Source organism: Tunturiibacter psychrotolerans (assembly GCF_051013365.1).
In the GTDB taxonomy this organism is placed as follows: domain Bacteria; phylum Acidobacteriota; class Terriglobia; order Terriglobales; family Acidobacteriaceae; genus Edaphobacter; species Edaphobacter psychrotolerans_A.
This window is the reverse complement of sequence record NZ_CP132941.1, coordinates 2,292,394-2,313,268: the sequence shown is the minus strand read 5'-3', so window position 1 is coordinate 2,313,268 and position 20,875 is coordinate 2,292,394. Positions and strand designations below refer to the sequence as shown.

16 protein-coding genes and 1 pseudogene are annotated in these 20,875 nt (G+C 56.2%); 14 read left to right on the top strand and 3 right to left on the bottom strand.

The annotated features are described in order from the left end of the window. Nucleotides 1-104 precede the first annotated feature (104 nt). From RBB76_RS09775 to RBB76_RS09740, 8 genes and pseudogenes are all read left to right on the top strand, one after another. Complete coding sequence (locus RBB76_RS09775) at nucleotides 105-2,561, top strand: ABC transporter permease (protein WP_429634898.1); 2,457 nt, start codon at nucleotides 105-107, stop codon at nucleotides 2,559-2,561. Between the two features lie 44 nt (nucleotides 2,562-2,605). Beyond that, on the top strand, nucleotides 2,606-3,058 hold the full coding sequence (locus tag RBB76_RS09770; RefSeq protein WP_429634897.1) for a hypothetical protein: 453 nt from the start codon (nucleotides 2,606-2,608) through the stop codon (nucleotides 3,056-3,058). Nucleotides 3,059-3,910: 852 nt separating this feature from the next. Next, on the top strand, nucleotides 3,911-4,651 hold the full coding sequence (locus RBB76_RS09765) for an SDR family oxidoreductase (RefSeq protein ID WP_429634896.1): 741 nt from the start codon (nucleotides 3,911-3,913) through the stop codon (nucleotides 4,649-4,651). 82 nt (nucleotides 4,652-4,733) lie between these two features. Then, the gene (locus RBB76_RS09760) at nucleotides 4,734-5,060 is read left to right on the top strand and encodes a twin-arginine translocation signal domain-containing protein (RefSeq protein ID WP_429634895.1); all 327 of its coding nucleotides are present in this window, start codon (nucleotides 4,734-4,736) and stop codon (nucleotides 5,058-5,060) included. After that, a pseudogene (locus RBB76_RS09755) lies at nucleotides 5,018-5,272 on the top strand (alcohol dehydrogenase catalytic domain-containing protein); the annotation flags it as partial. The gene RBB76_RS09760 and the pseudogene RBB76_RS09755, both read left to right, overlap by 43 nt. 18 nt (nucleotides 5,273-5,290) lie before the next feature. Beyond that, on the top strand, nucleotides 5,291-5,623 hold the full coding sequence (locus RBB76_RS09750; protein WP_429634899.1) for a zinc-binding dehydrogenase: 333 nt from the start codon (nucleotides 5,291-5,293) through the stop codon (nucleotides 5,621-5,623). Next, nucleotides 5,572-5,895, top strand: coding sequence for a hypothetical protein (locus tag RBB76_RS09745; protein ID WP_429634894.1), 324 nt, complete (start codon nucleotides 5,572-5,574; stop codon nucleotides 5,893-5,895). Before RBB76_RS09750 ends, RBB76_RS09745 begins: the two co-directional genes overlap by 52 nt. A 121-nt stretch (nucleotides 5,896-6,016) precedes the next feature. Next, a complete protein-coding gene (locus RBB76_RS09740; RefSeq protein ID WP_429634893.1) occupies nucleotides 6,017-6,622 on the top strand; it encodes a TetR/AcrR family transcriptional regulator in 606 nt (201 codons plus the stop codon). A gap of 12 nt (nucleotides 6,623-6,634) precedes the next feature. On the opposite strand, the gene RBB76_RS09735 is transcribed toward RBB76_RS09740, so the two are convergent. Beyond that, nucleotides 6,635-7,429 carry an alpha/beta fold hydrolase gene (locus tag RBB76_RS09735; RefSeq protein WP_429634892.1) on the bottom strand — a complete coding sequence of 265 codons (795 nt, stop codon included), beginning with the start codon at nucleotides 7,427-7,429 and terminating at the stop codon, nucleotides 6,635-6,637. 271 nt (nucleotides 7,430-7,700) lie between these two features. Here RBB76_RS09735 and RBB76_RS09730 point away from each other — a divergent pair, with 271 nt between their 5' ends. Then, on the top strand, nucleotides 7,701-8,609 hold the full coding sequence (locus RBB76_RS09730) for a ferritin-like domain-containing protein (protein ID WP_429634891.1): 909 nt from the start codon (nucleotides 7,701-7,703) through the stop codon (nucleotides 8,607-8,609). 221 nt (nucleotides 8,610-8,830) lie between these two features. Further along, nucleotides 8,831-10,135 (top strand): glycosyltransferase, encoded by a 1,305-nt coding sequence (locus tag RBB76_RS09725; protein ID WP_429634890.1) that lies wholly within the window; start codon nucleotides 8,831-8,833, stop codon nucleotides 10,133-10,135. 839 nt (nucleotides 10,136-10,974) lie between these two features. On the opposite strand, the gene RBB76_RS09720 is transcribed toward RBB76_RS09725, so the two are convergent. Continuing rightward, a complete protein-coding gene (locus tag RBB76_RS09720) occupies nucleotides 10,975-13,107 on the bottom strand; it encodes a S9 family peptidase (protein ID WP_429634889.1) in 2,133 nt (710 codons plus the stop codon). Between the two features lie 1,783 nt (nucleotides 13,108-14,890). Here RBB76_RS09720 and RBB76_RS09715 point away from each other — a divergent pair. Then, nucleotides 14,891-16,216 (top strand): IS110 family transposase, encoded by a 1,326-nt coding sequence (locus tag RBB76_RS09715; RefSeq protein WP_433963545.1) that lies wholly within the window; start codon nucleotides 14,891-14,893, stop codon nucleotides 16,214-16,216. A 250-nt stretch (nucleotides 16,217-16,466) separates the two neighbouring features. Here the strand turns inward: RBB76_RS09715 and RBB76_RS09710 are convergent, their stop codons facing one another. Continuing rightward, nucleotides 16,467-17,102 (bottom strand): hypothetical protein, encoded by a 636-nt coding sequence (locus RBB76_RS09710; RefSeq protein WP_429634594.1) that lies wholly within the window; start codon nucleotides 17,100-17,102, stop codon nucleotides 16,467-16,469. A 531-nt stretch (nucleotides 17,103-17,633) separates the two neighbouring features. On the opposite strand from RBB76_RS09710, the gene RBB76_RS09705 reads away from it, so the two are divergent. From RBB76_RS09705 to RBB76_RS09695, 3 genes are all read left to right on the top strand, one after another. Then, nucleotides 17,634-18,416, top strand: coding sequence for an SDR family NAD(P)-dependent oxidoreductase (locus RBB76_RS09705; protein WP_429634595.1), 783 nt, complete (start codon nucleotides 17,634-17,636; stop codon nucleotides 18,414-18,416). Between the two features lie 63 nt (nucleotides 18,417-18,479). Beyond that, entirely contained in the window at nucleotides 18,480-19,442 is a 963-nt protein-coding gene (locus tag RBB76_RS09700; RefSeq protein WP_429634596.1) for an alpha/beta hydrolase, read from the top strand. A gap of 45 nt (nucleotides 19,443-19,487) precedes the next feature. Next, nucleotides 19,488-20,759 (top strand): SRPBCC family protein, encoded by a 1,272-nt coding sequence (locus RBB76_RS09695; RefSeq protein WP_429634597.1) that lies wholly within the window; start codon nucleotides 19,488-19,490, stop codon nucleotides 20,757-20,759. Nucleotides 20,760-20,875: the final 116 nt, after the last annotated feature.

Below are 20,875 nucleotides of genomic sequence, written 5' to 3'. Positions count from 1 at the left end.
TGTGAGAAGTGACGGGTTCAAACTTTGTCGACGGCCAGATGCGCATCGGATGGATAGCCGCATTCGAAGTTACAATTTCGCTAGAGATTGCGACCGAGGTTTGAATGAGTTCCTTGCGGCAGAGTTTTCAGTATGGCTTGCGATCGTTTGTTCGCAGCCCAGTGTTTGCTTCGATCTTTGCGATCTCCCTTGCGGTGGGGATTGGCGCGGCGACTTCGGTGTTTTCGCTGCTGAACGCGCTGGTATTGCGGCCGCTACCGCTGCCGCATCCGGAACAGCTGGTTTCGATGAACGGGATCTACCGAAACCATGCGCGTGTTCCGATCACCTCTCCAATGTTTGCCGAGCTGGAACGGGATCAGCGCGTGTTCTCGGGAATATGCGGCTGGAGCGGTGGGGGAAGCGAGAATCTTGAGATCGACGGAAAGATGTCGCTGGTTCCGGCGCGGTCGGTGACGGGTGGGTACTACGGCGTGCTGGAGGCGCAGCCGTTGCTGGGGCGGCTGATTGGGCCGGCCGATGTGCAGGGAAGCCAGGCGTCGCAGGTGGCTGTGATCAGCTACGAGATGTGGAAGAGGCAGTTTACGGGTGATCCCACGGTTGTGGGCAGAACGATTCGGGCTGACGGAAAGCTGTTCACGATCATCGGTGTGACGCAGAGATGGTTTACGGGGATGAAGATTGGAGAAGAGGCCCCGGGGATCACGATACCGGCGGGTACATCGCAACAGTTCGACGGCGGAAACCGCACTCTGCTGTGGCTGAATGTGACGGGGAGGCTGAAAGACGGGGAGACGGTTGAGGGTGCGCGGTCGCAGCTGCAGTCGTTGTGGCCACATCTGCTGGAAAGTACGGTTTCGGCGGAGATCAAAGGGCAGAGGCGGCAGTCGTTTCTTGCGATGGGTCTGCAGGTGGACCAGGCGACGAGAGGAGTGGACAGCAATCTGCGCACGAAGGTGACGAAGCCGCTGTTTCTGCTGCTTGGCATTGTTGCACTGATTCTGCTGGTGGTGTGCGTGAATCTGGCGAGCCTTACACTCGCGCGGGCGAGCTATCGCAGACATGAGATCAGCACGCGAATAGCGCTGGGTGCGAGTTCGTGGCAGGCGGTGCACCAGTTCGTGGCGGAGACGATGTTCCTTTCCGGCGTGGGTGCAGTGCTGGCGCTGGTGCTGTCGGTTTTGGGCAGCAGGCTGCTGGTGGTGCTGCTGACGCGCAATGAGAGTGTGCCGGTGCTGTTGAACGTGAAGCCGGACTGGCGGGTGTTCTGCTTTGCCGTCGTTGTGGCTTTGTTTGCGGGGCTGTTCATTGGACTGATTCCGGCGTGGCAGCTCTCGCGGCAGGACCCGGCGAGTGCGATGCGACAGGGACAGAGGACGCTGGGGCGCGGGACTGGAGTTCTGGGGAAGGCGCTGATTGTGTCGCAGATTGCAATCTCGCTCGTGCTGGTGCAGATGGCCGGGCTGTTTCTGCGTTCGCTGGAGGGGATGAGGACCTTCGATCCTGGATTTGCGCGGGCTGGAGTGACGGAGGTGCAGCTGGCTTCGGTGCCGCGGGTCGGCGATACGACGGATACGATCAACTATCGGAGACAGGTGCTGGAGGCGGTGGGAAACATGGAGGCGGCGCGGTCGGCGGCGTTTTCGAGCGTGTCGATACCGGCGGGAGATGGCGGGTGGAAGGAGACTGCTTCACCGGCGACGAGCACGAACGCAGCGGATGCGGCAGCGGCGACGCTGGTGGAGGTGTCGCCTGGGTTCTTCAAGACGCTGGCGATTCCTTTTGTCTCGGGGCGCGATTTTGCGTGGACTGATGATGCGCATCATCCGCGGGTGGTGATTATCGACAGCCTTCTGGCGAAGCAGCTGTTTCGATCGGAGAGCGCGATCGGTAAGCGGATTCGGTTTGGCGTACAACCTGATTTTCAAGATCTAGAGATTGTCGGTGTATCGCAGACGGCGAGGATTGCCGATGTGCGGGATGCGGATGCGCCGATGATCTTTGCTCCAACCCAGCAGGACAACGGATACGCGGGTACGCTTCTGGTCAGAGGGAGCGACGGTGCGGAGTTGACGCGAGACGTGGATGCGGTGCTGCAGTCGTTTGGGGAGGAGTATTCGTCGAGCAGCAGGACTCTGGAGGCGAGCAGCGAACGCACGCTGGTGTATGAGCAGATGACGGCGACGCTGTCTACGTTCTTCGCCTCGGTGGCGTTGGTGGTTGCGGGGTTTGGACTGTTTGGACTGATGTCGTATGCGGTGAATCTGCGGACACGGGAGATTGGGGTTCGGATGGCAATGGGTTCGCAGCGCGGCGGGATTCTGCGGCTTATTCTGCGGGAGAGCGTGATGATTACGCTGATCGGCGTTGGCGTTGGACTGCCGTGCGCGCTTGCGGCGTCGCGGGTGGTGGCGCAAATGTTGTTCGCTACGTCGTTTGCTGATCCGGTGGCGGTGATAAGTGCTGCGATGGCGTTGTTGCTGACTGGAATGGCTGCGGGGTTGCTGCCGGCGGTGCGGGCCATGAGGCTGAATCCGATGGCGGCGCTGCGGCACGATTAGAAGCTTGTGGCGAAGAGAATGTTCGTTCACGGATAGCCTATTGTGTGGATATGGACAGCAGGCTGTCGCAGCGACGGTTCGACGACCTCGCGTCCGGCATCCTCTCCGCCGTGTGCGGGCTGGAGATTTCGTGGGTCGAACTGGACGTGCATGTTTCTGAAGGTGAGAAGGAGCACCGGCCCGCCGATGAGTTGCGCGCGGTACTGAGCGATCACCCGCTGACGCTTCACATCGCGCTCGATCTCTGCGGCTTTCAGGGCTGGGGCCGTCACACTGTGTGGCCGCGTGCGTTGCTGCCTGCTGAAGGTTTGGCGGTAAAGACACTGAACTGGCTCACCGTCAGGCAACAGCTTAGATATATGGATCCGCCGCACATCGGCAACAAGCAACGCGTCGGCGTCCACTCATCCTCCGACGAGAAGACCGAACTCGGTGAGTACATTATCGCCGAGTCACTCATCGACGATCAGACCTTATCCGCACTCAGAGAGTTCTGATCGATTCCAGAAGTGTCAGGAATGCATTTATGACTGCCAGTTGTTGTACATCAATGTTTACCAACCGCACCCGAGAGATGGGCTCTTTTCATACAGAACAAAGCAAATACGCTCGAGAGCAATACACAGCCCGTGCCAGGAAACAATCGCTATATGCGAGCAAGAATGCCTGACGCCAACCGCGCTGATCGCGCGCATGTGAACCGAAGACGCGTCGCTACCTTGAAACATAAAGTAAGTTGCCGACTGCTGCAGGCGTTCCTGCTCGGCACTTGTGTAAATGGTCACGGACTGTCCGATGCGGGCCGAATGGAACCGTTCTCTTACAGAAAGTGATGTCGAAGTCCAGCGATGCCTATTGAGCCTCCAATGTTTCTCATCATGTTGAAGAGTGCAGATGCTGGACCACTTTCGCGTCCCTTCGCCATGCCGGCCGTGGAGACGGAAGAAAGTGGAACCATGATAAGTGGTGGCCCAGTGCGCGGAAGATAAGCAAACTATGGAATGTAGACCCGCGAAGTTGGAATCGATGCAGAAGGTAGAAATATCGATGAACGTCGGTGATTCCAGGAGATTTTGTGTGCGCAGAATGCCAGCTGTGGACAACTTAGTGGTCAACGAGAGCAATGGAGCCAACGACAGTTCATCGCAACAATGCGGATCGCGGGGAACCCATCTCAGTTACTAAATGATCTTGAGTGCAGGGGTTATCGGCTCTATACAACGATGTTTCCTCTGCATATGAACAGGCGACGAAACATCTACGGGGTGGATTAAATAGACCGACTGGTCGGTTTTATTGAATCGCCATCGCAAAGAAGCCCATCCAATTCACTCAGGAGGGCAAACAACATGCCTAGCGAAAAGAAAGTAGCACTCATCTCCGGCGCGAACCGTGGAATTGGTTTCGAGACGGCTCGTCAACTTGGACAGAAGGGCATCACCATTGTCGTTGGTGCACGAACACAGCAGGCAGCGAAGGAAGCCGCGGACAAGCTTGTTGCGGAGAACATTGAAGCTTATCCAGTAACTTTGGATGTGACCAAGGACGAGGACCGCAAAGCGGCGGCCAAGTTTGTTGCGGAGAAGTTCGGCACACTCGATATCCTTGTTAATAATGCAGGTATCGGTGGCGAAGGTGGCCTTCTTAACGCCCACACCGTTTCGACGACGGACGGGGAACTCCAGAACGTCTTCAATACGAATCTCTTCTCTGTGGTCTCCATCACGCGAGAGTTCTTGCCGCTGCTCAAGAAGAGCCCCGCAGGCCGCGTCGTAAATCTTTCAAGCATTCTGGGTTCGCTCACACTGCAGGCGATGCCCGGCAGTCCAATCGCTCCGATGAAGTCCTTCGCGTACAACGCGTCAAAGACCGCGCTAAACCAGTTGACGGTTCACCTCGCTGATGAGTTGAAGGCGACAAATATCAAGGTCAATTCGGCCCATCCCGGCTGGGTGAAGACCGAATTGGGCACGCAGCACGCTCAGTTGGAGATCGTGGACGGCGCTAAGACCACCGTTGATCTTGCATTGATCGGTCCGGACGGTCCTAACGGAAAATTCATCCATCTCGGTAAGGAATTGCCCTGGTAGCTCCTTTGCCCTGTAGACCCCGATGGGGGAGGGTTGACCTCCCCCGTTTCCAATTTAGAGGCAGCAAGCTCGAGGAGTATCCATGGAAACCAGTTCCGGCAGAAGTCGCCGAGATTTCTTGAAGGCAAGCGTGGCAATCGCGGCTCTTGGCGCAGTTGCAAATCCAGATGAGCTCTTTGCTCAACATGACCTTGAGAGCCTTGCCAGGGGTTATGCTGCAAAGTCCGCAGATGGTATCTTGACGCCCTGGGAGTTTGAGCGTCGTGCACTTCGAGAGGCCGACGTTAAGATCGAGATCCTTTACTGCGATGTCTGCCACTCTGATATTCATCAAGTACGTGGGAATGGGGTCCCACGCCAAGGCCGCATGTTCCCGGCCATGAGATTGCCGGCCGCGTGGTCCAGGTAGGAAGGGCCGTTACCCGCTTTAAGGCAGGAGACCACGTCGGAGTGGGGTTTGTCTGCGACAGTTGCGGCACCTGTGAGTGTTGCAAGACCGGCCACGAACAGTATTGTGAGCGAGGCCAAACAACATTTACCAGTGGTGGACCTGACAAGTACCTCGGAGGGATTACACAGGGAGGCTACGCGGATTACATCGTGACCAGAGAGGATTTTGTCGTGAAGATTCCTGCTTCCATGGATCTGCAGACGGCCGCTCCTCTACTCTGCGCTGGCGTGACTACGTATTCTGCACAGTTGGCCGACAATGTGAGTCGCGGCACGAAGGTCGGTGTCGCTGGCATTGGTGGTCTGGGTCACCTCGCCATCAAGATCGCTGCAGCACGTGGAGCAGAGGTGGTTGCGTTCACGACATCTCCGTCAAAAGTAGATGACGCCCGCCGTTTCGGAGCTAAGGATGTAGTGGTGGTCTCCGACGCAAAGAGCTTGTCGAGTATCGCGGCTCGTTGGATGTGGTCGTGTCAACGATCCCGGCAGCATACGATAGCACTGCTTACCTCGGTACAGTGAAGCCGGACGGACACTACACGCAGATAGGAATCCCCGCGACAGGAACTCTTCCCGTCCCCGTCTTCGGACTGGCTGCCTCCCGGGTCAATTTCAACAGCCACTTTGTCGGCGGCATGAAAGAGACGCAGGACATCCTCAATTTTTGTGCGGAGCATCACATCGCTCCGGAGGTCGAGGTCATTGACATCAAGAACGTGAACGAGGCTTTCAACAAAGTCGTGGCGAAGAATGTTCGTTACCGCTATGTCATCGACATGAAGACGCTCGCGTAGCACCAGTATTGTTTGCAGCCGGGGACGACGTCGTCTCCCAGTCGCAGGTCTTCGTAATCGGGGCTCTCAAGCAAGCCGTTTGTCATGTCAAACTATACGGACTAGCAAATTCAGGATCTATATGAGCAAAGGAACGGAAACACGGAATAGGATCATCACCAAAGCGGCCCCCCTCTTCAATCGTAAGGGGTATGACGGCTGCTCCATGCAGGACATTGTCGAGGCAGTCGGCCTGGAGAAGGGCAGCCTTTATGGCCACTTTCCCAACAAAGAGGCGCTTGCTGTTGCAGCCTTTGCCTACGCATGGAGTGAAACGTGCAGCGCCCGAATGACCAATATGGATACGGTCACGAATGCGATTGAGAAGCTGAAGATACATGTTGCAAATGCGGTGTCACGCCCGTCGTTTGCGGGTGGATGCCCAATGCTTAACACGATTACCGACAATGATGACGGAAATCCAGTGCTCAAGAAGATGGCGCGAGAGGCTCTCAAGGAATGGCGCTTTTTTCTCCAAAGCGTCTTGAAAGACGGTCAGGGAAAGAAAGAGATTCGGGGGGAAGTTGATCCTGAAGACGTGGCTGCACTGATGATCTCTCTGCTTGAAGGAGCGTTGGCTCTTGATCGAGTAGACAGGAGATCAGGTTTCCTGGAACGAGCAGGAAAACATCTGAACTCCTATCTTGATACGATAGCTTTCCAACCGCACTCAAGGAACCCTGAATGAACTTCACGCGGTCTATAGAATATAGCTTTCTTGAGGGTTTTGGTAGAAGCTGAGGATGGCTGAGGCCAAATCGTGTGGTTTCTCCAGGGAGATCAAGTGCCCTGAATTGAATTCTATTTCGCGCGCGTGTGGGATGAGCGATAGCAGATCCTTGGAGTAGGCGAGCGGCACAATCTGGTCGTGCTTCGCCGTGATCACCAGCGTCGGACTTTTAATCGTCTGGGCCTGCTTCCGCACATCCACGCTGAGGTCGACACCAATAGCCTGCTTGATTCGGTGCCAGTCACTCGATGCGACAAAACCATCGATGATTACGTCGAGAGTAAGTTCGTCGAACGCTGATAGGAACTCCCGGCTTAATCCGCTTACCAGGATCAATTTTGTAAGAGTCACTTGATCTGTGCATGCCAAGTGAAGCCAAAGGTCGAACTGCAGCTTCATCCGTGAATCACTTCCCAGACTGAATCCTGACTGAAGTACAAGTGAATTAATCATCTCTGGATATTCCGCTGCAACGCATGTGGCTACCGCGGCGCCAAGGGATGAGCCAAACAGATTAAACCGCTGCACACCAGCATCTCGGATCTCAGCGATAACTCCAGCAACGAAGTCTGACATTGCTGGTCCAGCCTCCTGAGTATCACCGCAGAATCGTTCTCCGTAGTTCGGACGAATCACCTCGCGGTGCTTAGACAACTCGGCTACTACCTGCGACCAGTCTTCCGATCTTCCGGCGGTTCCGTGCAAAAGCACAATGGGGAGCTCATCTTCGGGGGTTTGCTGATGCTTCTTTCTCGTTGAATTCATATTTGACTTGCTTAGACCTCTTATTTATTGACTCCTTGTGCAATGAAGCAATCTGACAGCAAAGTAGTCCGCATTTCGGCGCGCCATAATTACTTGTTCCCCAAGGGAGGGTATGACCGAAGGCAAATATAACCGATCAGACGTATATAAATTGTCACACTGATGTCTCTAAACTTAATACTTCCGACTGGTCGTAAATAATGAATCTCAAACACTCCCCAGCCACTCTACTAAATACGTACCGATTACGTATGAGGCCGGAGACGATTCAATGAACCGTATTGCGGAACTAGAGATGATGGCCGTTGAGCAGGCTGAGACGATGAAAGAACAACGTGCAGTGAACCGCAGAAAGTTCATGATTGGGCTGGGTTTGGCCGGCGGGTCTGTTGGAGTGGGTCTGACGGGTTGCAGCGAACGCAACCAGACTCCATCTACCGTTCTAGCCGCTGGACCTTCGGAGACGGATATTCTGAACTTTGCTTTGAACCTTGAGTTTCTTGAGACGACATTTTATTCCTTTGCGACGCAGGGTACGGACCTGCCCGCTTCGCTCATCACAGGAAGTGGCCCAGTGACCGGTGCCCCGGCCGCTAAGCTGACTTTTATCAACCAGCAGATTACAGATGTACTGAATGAGATTTTCTTTGACGAGATGTCGCATGTTGCCGCTCTTCAGAACGTTCTCGGCAGCAGCCAAATCAAAAGGCCCGCGTTGAATCTTGCAGCGGCGGGGCAGGCGACGGGAGGGAATTTCATCACAATCGCTCGTCAGTTTGTGGACGTAGGCGCCAGCGCTTATGCTGGCGGTATCGCTCTGTTGACAGGCGCGAACCTTGCAACAGTCGCGCAGATCCTTCCGGTTGAGGGTTTCCACGCCGGAGCGCTTCGGCTTCTAGCTATTCAACAGGGACTTCCCTTTGCTCCGGCAGATGGATTCGATGTCCCGACCTCTGATCCCGGAGCACAGGTTCTAGCAACCCAAGGGCCGACGTCTGCGGGAGGCTTCTTTGCCACGGCAGGAACTTCCACAGCGACTGCCAGCGTCCCTGCAGGACTTGCTTTCACACGCAGTGCTTCACAGGTTCTGCAGATCGTCTATAACGCTGCTGGTCAAACGGGCATTTCCAAGGGAGGATTCTTCCCTAATGGCCTGAACGGCAACATCAAGACCACGTAAGAGTGGTCAATTGCCAAACATTACTGAGAGTAACTCCTGCACAGTAATCTCCTAAGCTGGCGAGCATCATTAGGAAGGGATGGCAATGTGGCGTCAAACTGCACATTGACTTGTCGCTCGTAATGCTTAGTACGTGGTGCCGTGTCGCTGGTATCTCTTGGGTTCGGCCCGCAGCCGCTTCTGCCAGATGCGGTACAAACGAGAATGAAAAGAGTCTTGAAGTGAAAATTGGCTTTATCAGTATGCCGCTCACCGGTCACCTAAATCCGATGATTGCCTTAGCCCGCAAATTGCAGTCCCGAGGACACGAAATAGTTTTCATCGGGGTGCCCGATGTGGGCCCCTACGCCTGCGCTGCCGGACTTGATTTCGTCTCCTACTGTGAAGAGGAGTTCCCCGCAGGATCATGCGCCAGCGCTCTCGCTCCAGTGGCGAAGCTTCATGGCACGGCGGCGACACGCTGGACAATTCAAGGGGCGGGCAGAGCTTTCTTCCAGATAGCATCGCAGCATCTGCCGAGCACACTCGCCGAAACGGGGGTTGAGGCGCTGGTGCTCGACACTATCCACATGTACCTCGAGGTCGTCCCTATGAGTTTGGGTATTCCGTATGCGCATGTATGGGCCATTTTGAATATCGACTTTTCCGGAGCCACACCTCCTTCTGTAGTGCCGGGGCTATACGAGGACACCTCGGCGGGGCGCACCCGAAATTCTGACGACCTGAAGAAGAATGACAACGCATTCTTTGGCCTCGTGCAACCTCTTGCAGAAGAATACGCTGAGCGGGCCGGCCTCAAGCTTGATTGGAGCGATCCCACTGCAACCGTCTCCAGGCAGGCTGTGGCCATAGTGTCGCAAACACCAAAAGAGTTCGACTTGCCGGGCATTCCCTGGCCCCCTGAGTTTCACTACGCCGGGCCTTTCTTCGATGATGCGGGCCGCGAGCCTATCCCCTTTCCCTGGGAAAAGCTGAATGGCAGGCCTCTAGTCTATGCGTCGCTTGGAACCCTGGTGAACGGCATGGCGAGCATCTACAAAACCATCTTGGCCGCGGTTGGACGGGTGCCTGAGATCCAGGTTGTCCTCGTCAAAGGAAACAATATCGAGCTCAACGAGCTTGGCCCGATCCCATCCAACGTGATAGTCGTCGACAAAGCGCCTCAGCTTGAACTCCTCAAGCGTTGCGTGCTCTGCATTACGCACGCCGGACTCAACACTGTCCTTGAATCGCTCGCACAAGGTGTTCCCATGATGGCCATCCCCATCGGCTATGACCAGTTCGGGGTAGCTATCCGCATCGCCTACCACGGAGTCGGCGAGTTTCTTGAAGTCGACGACCTCACCATAGACGGTCTCCATGAGTTGATTCAGAAAGTCCTGCTCTATCCCGCGTATCGCAAGAAAGCGCAGTACTTCAAAAACGTGATTGCGAAGCGCCGCGGGCTCGACGTCGCTGCCGAAGCGATCGAGCGCGCCTTCGAACGAGCCATCGAAAGCCGTCCTTCTGAGATCACCCGCGCATGAGGGCGGCCCCTCCCCAAATCGAATAGCCGCCAAAGTTCAATTGGCCGCCAGAACCTTGTGTGGGGGAGCATGAACTCTCCGCCGTTCGTTGGGAGGATTTCCAGCTGGAAAGTGCCGGAGGAGATCCGGAATAAGAGCAACATGGCATGAAGGGAACCGCTCTCACTCGATGCAGAAGCTCGACATCCAACATGAATACCTAAAAATTAATCGGATGCGATAGCAGAAACGATGCAGCGGTCATATCGATGGACAATGTGGATCGGGTGCATCGTCGATGGGTAGAGCATCCACCGGGTTATCCCATCGAAGCGATTGGCGCCATACGTATGCTGCGTAATTATTTACGCAGCATACGTATCTAGAGGCATCTGTGCCTCAGATTATCCACGGAAGCCGATTTACAGAACAACATGAGCTCATGTGTATAGCGTTGTGGAAAACTTAGAGAACAGCTCACTGAGGATATCCTCGAGGCGATTGGTCACTAGAGTACTTATCGAGAAGGGCTATCTGCTGAAAACTTGGATGAAAATCACAACCGATTATGATCATCTTCGGCTCCTTGCTCCTACTCAACCCCTGATCTCCAAACTAACCAAAGTCTACGGGATCCAGCGGAGCCTCCGGCCTTATCTAATCAGAGCCCAAAATCCCGATAGGGACAAACTGCCTCGTGACTTACGGACCGCCTTCGAAGTTCTTGATCAATCCCTCCTGTGGGCCGCGATATCTCTTCCCTTCCTCCTTCGCGATGGAGCGGCGCGAACGATGGGCAGGAGAAGGGGGCAACGGAGTGGCCTCCGTTGCCCCTCTTGGGGTGTGAAGATGGCGCGCGGTTATTGGGCGGGCATGTAGGTGTTGAGCCACTGCAGGACGCGTTCGCTGCGGTCGCGGATATGGTCCGGGTTCTCGAAGAGGTGGCCTTCGTTGGGGTAGACGACGAGTTGGGTTTTCACGCCCAAGGCGCGGAGGGCGTGCCAGAACTCGAAGCTCTGGGGCGCGGGGACCTCGCCGTCACGATCACCGACGAGGACCAGGGTAGGGGTTTTGACGTTGTGGATGAAGTTGATGGCGGAGCTCTTGGCGTAGACCGCGGGATCGTCATATACGGTCTTGCCGAAGAAGGGGATCATCCACTGGTCGATGGAGTTTTCGCCGTAGTAGCTCTGCCAGTTGGGGTTGCCGGCACCGGCAATGGCGGCCTTGAAGCGGTTGGTCTGGGTGACGGCGAACATGGTCATGAAGCCGCCGTAGCTCCAGCCGGTGATGGCTTCGCGGTTGCTGTCGATGGCGGGCACCTGTTTCTCTACGGCGTCGAGGCCGCTGAGGATGTCGCGAAGGTCGCCGTAGCCGAAGTCCTTGCGGTTAGCGGCGGTGAATTTTTCGCCTTGACCGAAGCTGCCACGGGGGTTGGGCTCGAACTCGAAGAAGCCAAGCTCAGCCCAGAGGCTGCGGCCCCAGCCGGTGGGAACAGCGGCAGAGGGACCGCCATGGACTTGGACCAGGACAGGGTACTTCCTGGTAGGGTCGTAGTTTGAGGGATAGGTGAGCCATCCCTGGACGTGGAAGCCCTCGTTGGTCCACTCGACGGACTCGATGTGGGCGTGGGGGGCGTTGGGGTTGTTGAGGTTGGTGATCTGGCGCAGGGCGGCGCCGGGGCCAGCCCAAAGCTCGGCGGGGGTCTCGTGGCCGCTCTTGACGAAGGCCAGGACGCCGTTGCGCGAGACGGAGAGGGGTGCATCGCCTCCGAGGCCGAAGCCGCCAAGAATGACCTCACCGAAGTCGAGGACACGGCCGGGCACCATGGCTTGCTTGTCGGCGTCGTAGGTGGCGAGGAGGGTATGGCCGCGACGGTTTTCGACGAGGCCGAGGGTTTCCTTGGTGAGCCAGATTTCGAAGGAGGGAGAGCCGTCGATGTCGGGGGTGATGTTCTGGGCGGTGTTGTCGTCGTTCTTCGGAGTCACGACCCAGACGTCGCCACCGTTAGAACCCTCGTCGGACATGAGGCCGCCGATGAAGGCGATGCGCTTGCCGTCGGGCGAGAAGCGGGGAAGGGCCATCTGCAGTCCGTGCATGGCGGTGGTGGTGGTGTTGGGGTCGAAGGCGACCTGAGGGGCGGCGTTCGCGGTGATGGCGATGGTGAAGAGCTTGGCGATCCACCAGTTGTTATCGCCGGGGGGAATAGCGGCGGTGAAGGCGATGTGTTTGGAGTCGGGGGCGAAGTCGAACTCGTAGGCGTGCAGGGTGGTGGGGGTGAGCCATGCGCCCTGGCCGGTGATGGCGTCGACGGAGTAGACGCGCTGGACTTCGATGCCGTCCTCGCCGATGACACCGGACCAGGGGGTTATGGGGGCGAGCGGACTGGATTCGCGGGTGGCGTTCTCGACGAAGAGGAAGGCGAGGGACTTGCCGTCCGGAGCCCAGACTGGTGCCTGGAAGATGCCGGTGATGTGCGTGAGCTGGCGGGACTGGCAGGTGGCTACGGAGTAGAGGAAGATCTGAGACTGGGCGTCGCCTGATTTTGCGGTGTTTTCGGTGGTGCAGGTGCTGGTGTAAGCGATCGTCTTGGAGTCTGGAGACCAGACGGGGCTTGTATTGAAGCAGGGGCCCGCATTAATGGGAGAGACGATCTTGTCGGCCGCGGTATTGGGATGGGCGAGCGGGGTGAGGTGGAGGGCGAAACCTTTGCCATCTCCGATGGTCCAGGCTACGGTGGCTCCATCGGGGGAGAGGGCGACGCCACTGGGGGCCTGTGTATGGGTGGCGGAAAAGTAAATGGCCTGAGTGTTGGTGGCGTTGGCCCAGAAATCCACGAGGCGGGGATCGTGGGTGGGGAGGGGCTGGATAGGAGCGGGGTTGCCGCTCTGGGCGAGGGCGCCGACCGTGTAAGCGGCGGCGAGCAAAATGATGCCAGGTCGTACAAGAGAGCTATATCGTTGGTGCTGCAATTGAGTACGCGTTAAAGACACAGAGAATCCTCCAAGAGATAAACAATCCGAGGCTCTATTTATTCCTGATCTGGTGCAGATCAGATAAATGAGCTCTCAAGAAATCTCGTCTGAGTGTTGCGGAACAATGAGTCCATCGAATTAAATAGCCGACGTGGCGGTCTCTTTGCCACATGCAGCAGCTAGCGAAAGAAGCGAAGCGCTACCCAGAGAATCACAGAACAGCAACAGAAATTCTTGGTCGATTGCGCGGGGTTTGCGAGTACGCCGGGTCTATACGGCGAGAACCACACGCTTACTTTGGTACGTTAGAAACTGTGATACCTGACTGAGACGAATGATCGGAGCGGACTGAACCAAAACGCGCACGAATGCGAAAGGCCGATCTCACTATTGCAGTCCAACTAGACCCACCCTAGACGAGGTTTCGCGAACCCCTTTGTGGTGCAAGAGGCGCGCGGTGCCGGATGGGTTTTACGTAGCACTCACTAAAGTACTGTATACATTGCAGTAATTGAGCTGCATGGTTTCGCTCGGAGCGCTAAGGAACCGCTCTCGATGCAGAAGGTAGAAAGTTAGGAAACCTCCATACTGCAGGGGCGTTGATGCGTAGGCTCGCCCGTCTGTGGACAATCTGGTGGTCAAGAACTCAGTGTTGGCCCTCGCTCTCGGAGAAGAGTAATGACGGGTTCGGTTTTTCAACCAGAAGACTAATGCTGTGAAAAAGCTGTCGCGGATTATTTCGCCTAGATAAGCATCATCGTCAAGGATTTGATATACCCCTTCAGCTATCTCTTCTTGGCTTGTCTGTCGTAAGCAGCCGCGAGCGCGGAATCCTCTACAGCGATCTTATGCTTTCGACTTCGTCCCTTTGGGCGTTATTAGATGTCGTAGCCACACTAGGAAGCCTCACGGCACTGCTCAGGCACAGCCGTATGGAGCGCCATCAAGATCGTACTTCGCAGGTGAGCAGCAGCCTTCGTCAGCCGCTCCCGGTCTGCCTGCATTGCCTTATCTTCTTTTAGCCAATCTAGAGTCGGGACTCGAATGACGGCTATCTTGGGTAAGTACAAGGGGGCGGAACTTGACCTAAGTTTCTTCAAATTCCCCGCTCTCGAGATGCTCCTCCACTGTCCGAGAGTCAATGAACTCTGTGGCCGCCGCAGTCTGGTGACCAAACCGGCTCCGGTTACTCCCTGCATGAACGCGATGAGCCCGTTGCTTGCAATATCCGTTCTCCCCTGTAGATCAGACGTTTATGGACACTCTTCGGACGCTTGGTACAACCGACTTGCGGGACTTAGAGACCGATGCAATACGTTCGCTTCCGAATCTTTAGACGAGCATTCATAGTTTCTTCACGGATATCGAGTACTAATTAGTCTTCGATTGCTCACCCTGTCCGAGGGCGACAAGTTGTCCCATATGGCGTAAATGTGATCGGTTTGATGCAGCTCATAGCCGCTGCCTTCAAAAAACCTCGTTTTAGGAAACTCCAAATGCGCAACCGCGCTCAACGCCGCCCCTCGTGTCAGTTAATGATAAATCGCCAACGCACTCATCCAGTGTGCTGGAACCTGGAAATGTGCATTGGCCTGAAGTCATCAATCGAAGACCACGGGAAGGCAGATCGGCGGAGCCCAGCCGACTAATGAGATGGTCCGCCGCTTGATTCCTCTGCGTGAGCAGGGAGATCGTAGAAGCAGCTTCTGACAAGTAGGATCATCGTTATGCAGCTACATTCGACATCGCTGGTTCATAAATGGGATGAGCAGGTCTTTCGAAACGGAGAGAGACTATTCCCATGAAGAAGCCAGGGCAGCACCTCATCGCTGAAGTTCCACGCAGGCAAGCCAAGGTTGAGATGACGATCGGCATTGATCTTGGCGATGTCTGGAGCCATTACTGCACCCTCAACCAGGACGGAGGAGTGGTCGACCGTGGCCGCTTCAGGACCACTCCGAAGGCGATCGAGAAGTGGTTCACCGACGTGGCTCCAGCGCGGGTCGCGATGGAGGCTGGGACACACTCGATCTGGATCAGCGCACAGCTGCAGGAACTAGGACACGAAGTCATCGTGGCGAACGTCCGCGAGTTGCGGGCGATCTCGCACAGCGACCGGAAGAGCGATCAGGTCGATGCTGAGAAGCTGGCGCGTTATGCTCGGCTTGATCCGAACATCCTCCGGCCTATCGCCCACCGCACCGTCCAGCAGCAAGAGGCTCTCACTCTGGTTCGTACGCGAGCTCTGCTGGTGCGACTGCGTACTGCTGCGGTGAACGCCGTTCGTGGTCTGACTAAGTCCTGCGGCTATCGTATGCCGGCCTCCGCCACAACCTGCTTTGCTCAGCGCAGCCTCGCCGTTATGCCGCCTGGACTGGCACAGGCGCTCGGCCCGGTGCTCCAGCAGATCGCGGACATGACGCTGAAGATCAAGCAGTACGATCGGCAGATCCAGCAACTCGGCCAGACCGAGTATCCGGAGACGCAAGCTCTGCTGAAGGTTCACGGCGTCGGCCACCTCACCGCCCTGACCTTCGTGCTGACGCTCGGCAGCAAGGAACGGTTTGGGCGAAGTCGCGATGTCGGTTGCTATCTTGGCCTACGACCTCGTCGAAGTCAGTCCGGAGACCATGATCCTCAACTTGGCATCACCCATGCCTGTAACGCATACCTCCGAAGTCTGCTGATCGAGTGCTCCAACCACATCCTCCGACCGCACGGACGAGATTCTGCGCTTCGACAGTGGGGTCTGCACTTAGCTGCTCGAGGTGGCAAGCAGGCCAAGAGCAAGGCCATCGTTGCCGTCGCGCAAGTTGGCCGTGTTGCTTCATCACCTCTGGAGCACCCAAGAGCCGTACATGCCGTTCTACGAACAAGCAGCCTGAGAGATCAACATGTTTACCCGTTGCGACGACACCGTGTTCCGATGACTGCGAGCCGACTTCGGCCTTCGAGGCCGACCGATAAATGGCAGCATCGACTCTCCTCTCGAACCCCAACCTGCACCGAGCTTGCATCAAGACAGCTCATCCAGAGTGCGAATAGAAACACGGTGGAGAGCAACGAAACCAAGAACAATAACAAAAGCAAAAGACCTATGAAGGAAAGAGCAAAGAACGAACCTTGACACCAGTGACCTGCTCATAGAAAGTCGGATTCTCGCCAGGAACATTCGCTGACGAGACGCGCGTTTGTGAGAACTAAACAGCTAATCTATATCGCAGAGCGCCGACGTACGAGAAACCACGACGTTGCAGCGAAAAGCGGAAGTATGAAGTATACGGAAACTCGTGAAATCTGGTGCGAGATTGGGCCGCCCTCAAGCAATCCAGCCGCTCCGTAGAAGCCAAAGAGCACTCCGGCGGTAACTAGCACCATCAGAGTCTGTTTGGGCCCGTCATCTGAAAAAGCCGCGACATGGTAGCCGGCTCGATACGCAACAGAAAGTAAATCAGCAGAATCGCCGCCGGAAGGCCAAGCACCAACAATACGATCCAGGGGGACCAACCAAACCCGCGCTCAATGGATCCCATGTCTCCGTCGCTTGTGAATGTACGGACCGGCACATAGTCGATGAAATTTGCCAGGCTTGCGACCGTGGTCCAGTAGAAGAACATGGCCCAACCCTTGTGGTTCCGGCGCTCGGCCACCGCATAGCCAAAACGGCTGAGCGAAAAGCTGATGAGGCCATTGCCAATGACCATGCCTGCCGCTGCGATAATCGCTGCATCGCGTCCGTGACCATTGGCGAAAATAGGTGCCTCGTTCACATCCTGATTGATCCCTAGCTGCGCTAAGAAGACAACAAGCGTCGGGTGAGCGTAATAGAGTGCTAGCGGATTCGACTTCCAACCCATTAGCCAAGCAGTAAACGGATGAGCATACTCATGTGAGAAGAAGGCGAAGGCGTGGGCCACCCAGAGCTGCAGAATCAGCACGACGCCGAAGACAGGCCAGCTCCAGCCTGTACGAGATTGCGCAGATTCCTTAGCTGCTGCGTGGGTATGTGCCATTGATTCAATGTAGCCTAGCTGATGCTTGAGCAGGTTCTTTAACCCGCAAAGGCCTATGAATACTGGGCAGTCGTCTTGTCGTCATCCTCCCCTATATGAGCGGATTCTGGAGCTGGCGGAGAGCGCTCTCGAGCTTTGCGCAGTGCTTGCTCACTTCCAGGTGTCGAAAGATTGGATGGGAAATCCAGAGACGTCTAAAAACGCCCAAAGTATATAGAAGTGCGTCACCAGAGTCTGTATCAAAGAGAGCACGCCGTCATTTGATTTATTCATTAGGCCGCCGCATAAGCTACTTTGCGCGCCTAGATCCCCCTGGATTGCGAATACCGCATCTGTTCTGTAGACGACGTATTGCGAATACTTGCGGCTGATATGAAGTGCGCAATTCAACGGAACACGCAGAAGCACCAATCGGATGTATGCCATCAGGGAAAAGTGAAGTCATGAAAGGCCGTCCGATGACGGCGTTCACAATCGCGTCGGCCTCATCGCGCTTTGGCGCGGCATCACCCATAACGTATCGGGGAAATCATGAATAGATTCAAAGACAAAGTTGTCATTGTGACGGGAGCCGGCTCTGGCATTGGAGCAGGCACGGCACGCCGCTTTCTCCTGGAAGGCGCATCTGTCGTCCTCAACGGACGACGTGAAGAGAAGTTGCACCAAACCATCGCGGGCTTCGATGCAGCACAGTCACTTATCCATCCTGGAGATGTCTCGGATGAAAATTACGTGAAGCGACTCGTGGAAGATACGATCGCTAAGTTTGGCAAGCTGGACGTCTTGGTCAACAACGCGGGGACAGCTACCTTCGGGCCCTTTGCGCAGACCACTACAGAGCAATGGCGAAAGCTAATGGGCACCGACCTGGATGCAGTGTATTTTGCGACTCGTGAAGCATTGCCTCACCTCTTGAAGACCAAGGGTTCAATCGTCAATCTCTCCTCCGTATCGGGTTTAGGCGGAGATTGGGGACTGAGTGCCTATAACGCGGCGAAGGGTGCCATCACAAACTTCACGCGCGCCCTGGCGCTGGAGTATGGCTCCCGTGGCGTGCGAGTCAACGCAGTGGCGCCGAGTCTGACCTCCAGTGAGGCGACCGCAGACCTTGAGAAAAGCGCAGCAGTCATGGCAGCCTTTGTTGATCGCTTACCTATCGGTAGAGCCGCTACACCGGATGAAATAGCAGGCGTAATTGCGTTTCTCGCGAGTGAAGACGCAATCTTTGTCAATGGAGTGGTTCTGCCGGTCGACGGCGGCCTCAGCGCGTCCAACGGACAACCTAACTTCCTCTCGCTCCTGGGACAAGGCTAAGATCCACATTCACGTTAGACATTCCCAGGGCCACTACACCGAGCGTCAAAACCAAGGAGGATCATGCAAACACTTCAGGAAGTTCATAGTACGGCTTCGTGGTTGCTACACCATCCATTCAGCGCGGAAGACCAAGCTGCGATGACCCCCATGCGCGCCATCGTCGAACCTAATAAAGGCAAGCTTCAAGGAGTTGCAGCTCGAGTTCCGTTCGATGCCATCATGGAGCACGTCGCTGCGCCAGCGGGCGTTGTCTATGAAGCTGGGCGCGTTGGAGGTGTTTCGGGATTGTGGTGCCGACCCGAAACAGCGCGGCCTGGTCAGGCCGTCATGCACATCCATGGCGGGTGGTTCAACTGGGGCTCTGCACATGCATTTCGCCATTTGGCAGGCCATATCGCTGCTGGTGTGGGGGTAGCGGCATTCGTGCCTGACTACCGGTTAGCTCCGGAACATCCATTTCCTGCTGCTGCCGAAGACGTGCGCGCCTGCTACTTCGGTCTGGTTGAACAAGGCTTCTCGAAGATCGCCATCACGGGCGACTCTGCCGGCGGCACCCTGGCGCTTGGATTGCTCGTTCATCTTGCGGCGAATAGTGCTTTTGGCGGTGAAGCGCTGGTCGGTGGAGTTGCGCTCTCGCCGGTGACCGATCTAACTCTCTCCGGAGAGAGTTGGTCGACACGCGCTCTTGCCGATCCGTACTTCACCCAGCCTCAAGCCGCCGAGTTGGTGGCTTCCTATCTGGATGGTGATGATCCGGCAGATCCAAAGGCCTCGCCGCTTTACGCCGATCTGAAGAACCTGGCTCCGACCCGTGTGCATGTCGGCAACGACGAGGTGTTGCTCGATGATTCCACCCGCTTCGTCGAGCGTGCGGTTGCGGCCGGAGTGGATGCTCGACTGGATGTATGGGAAGGGATGGTCCACGGTTATCTGGGAGGCGTGGGACGTCTGGCAGCTTCGACCGAGACCCTTCAACTCATCAGTGAGTTTCTGAACGACCGATTTGCCAGGGCGGCAAAATGAACGGTCGACGGAATCATTTATAGACAACGGAAGGGGGAACAAGAAATGTATGACCATGTGATCTGGCCTCTCCCATTTGACCCGAAGACCTCGGCGATCTACGCGCTCAACGACATTGACGTGAACGCGCCGCCTCAAGTGGTGTGGAAGCTACTCGTCGACGCCGAGAATTGGTCGAGCTACTTTCCTGCCGAAGATCAGGTCAAGATCCTGACCGGTGAGCCGGAACTTGAGCTCGGAACCAAATACAGCCGGGTGACGGTTGGCTTTCCCATGCATCTCATCGTGACCGAATTCGTGCTCGGCCGCAGGCTTGCTTGGTCGACACTGGTCGACGGCGATGAGACCGCTTCGAGCGCCTATCACGGCTGGGTCATCACTCCGACGGATTCGGGCTGTAATGTGCTATCCGAGGAGACCCAGCAAGGCCCCTTCTTTCTCGAGGAGCTTGGGCGGAAGAATCCCGGTGCGCTCTACCGCTATCACCAGGAATGGGTTGAAAGCCTTGCGCGCGCGGCTGAGACTCGGGCGGCCCACGCGGTCAAAGGAGATATGACAATGGCGAAAACTGACAGCGAGAAAGTTTTGACGATATTTCACGGCATCAGCGCCGGAGATGTGTACCTTGCGACGCAGCACATCGACCACAAGCGATTTGTGCAACACAATCCGTACGCGACCGACGGCGTGAAAGGGCTGACGCAATTCATCAATCAGTCGCCGCGAGACCAACTGCAACTGACCGTGATACGGGCATTCCAGGATGGCCCTTACGTCGTTACCCAGGCTAAGGGGAAGCGATCCGGACGAAACGTCTTCTTCGACATCTTCAAGTTTGACGAGGGCCTGGTCGTCGAGCACTGGGCTTTCTCCACCATGGACGCTCCTCCTAATCAGAGCGGACACACTCAAACCGACGGTCCAACCGAGGCAAAGCTCTCAGAGGACACAGAGAAGAACAAGTCCATCGTCCGGGAATACTACGAGACCATTCACGTCTCAGGAGATCACAGCAAGATCCCACAATACTTCTCCGGAGATCACTGCATCCGCCACGAGCCGGGCGTGCGTGACGGAGTCGAAAATTTCAAACGTGACCTGGAGCGACTCGTGCGAAACAGAAGCATCGATGAGATCAAGTTTGTGCTGGGAGAGGGAGACTTCGTTTTCATAGCTGCCAAGGGATCGCACGAGAGTAAACCTTGCGTCTACATCGATCTCTACCGAGTTGAAGACGGGAAGATCGCTGAGCGCTGGGGGTTTCCCGAAGAACTTCCTCCTCAGGGGGAATGCAAAAACAGCAACGGCATGCTCTAACTCAGGTTCAGGTCTGCTCCCTGGGCGGCTCGCGGTTACGCCATTGATATCGATTCCGCCTCTCCAAATAGGCAGATGCCGCGCTCACAAGGCGGCCGCCATTTCTGTGCCCCCAG

Bases quoted from the DNA above. Each gene is read 5' to 3' on its own strand.
- RBB76_RS09775 (WP_429634898.1), top strand. From the start codon at position 105: ATGAGTTCCTTGCGGCAGAGTTTTCAGTATGGCTTGCGATCGTTTGTT.
- RBB76_RS09765 (WP_429634896.1), top strand. From the start codon at position 3,911: ATGCCTAGCGAAAAGAAAGTAGCACTCATCTCCGGCGCGAACCGTGGA.
- RBB76_RS09760 (WP_429634895.1), top strand. From the start codon at position 4,734: ATGGAAACCAGTTCCGGCAGAAGTCGCCGAGATTTCTTGAAGGCAAGC.
- RBB76_RS09750 (WP_429634899.1), top strand. From the start codon at position 5,291: ATGGATCTGCAGACGGCCGCTCCTCTACTCTGCGCTGGCGTGACTACG.
- RBB76_RS09740 (WP_429634893.1), top strand. From the start codon at position 6,017: ATGAGCAAAGGAACGGAAACACGGAATAGGATCATCACCAAAGCGGCC.
- RBB76_RS09735 (WP_429634892.1), bottom strand. From the start codon at position 7,429: ATGAATTCAACGAGAAAGAAGCATCAGCAAACCCCCGAAGATGAGCTC.
- RBB76_RS09730 (WP_429634891.1), top strand. From the start codon at position 7,701: ATGAACCGTATTGCGGAACTAGAGATGATGGCCGTTGAGCAGGCTGAG.
- RBB76_RS09715 (WP_433963545.1), top strand. From the start codon at position 14,891: ATGAAGAAGCCAGGGCAGCACCTCATCGCTGAAGTTCCACGCAGGCAA.
- RBB76_RS09710 (WP_429634594.1), bottom strand. From the start codon at position 17,102: ATGGCACATACCCACGCAGCAGCTAAGGAATCTGCGCAATCTCGTACA.
- RBB76_RS09705 (WP_429634595.1), top strand. From the start codon at position 17,634: ATGAATAGATTCAAAGACAAAGTTGTCATTGTGACGGGAGCCGGCTCT.
- RBB76_RS09700 (WP_429634596.1), top strand. From the start codon at position 18,480: ATGCAAACACTTCAGGAAGTTCATAGTACGGCTTCGTGGTTGCTACAC.
- RBB76_RS09695 (WP_429634597.1), top strand. From the start codon at position 19,488: ATGTATGACCATGTGATCTGGCCTCTCCCATTTGACCCGAAGACCTCG.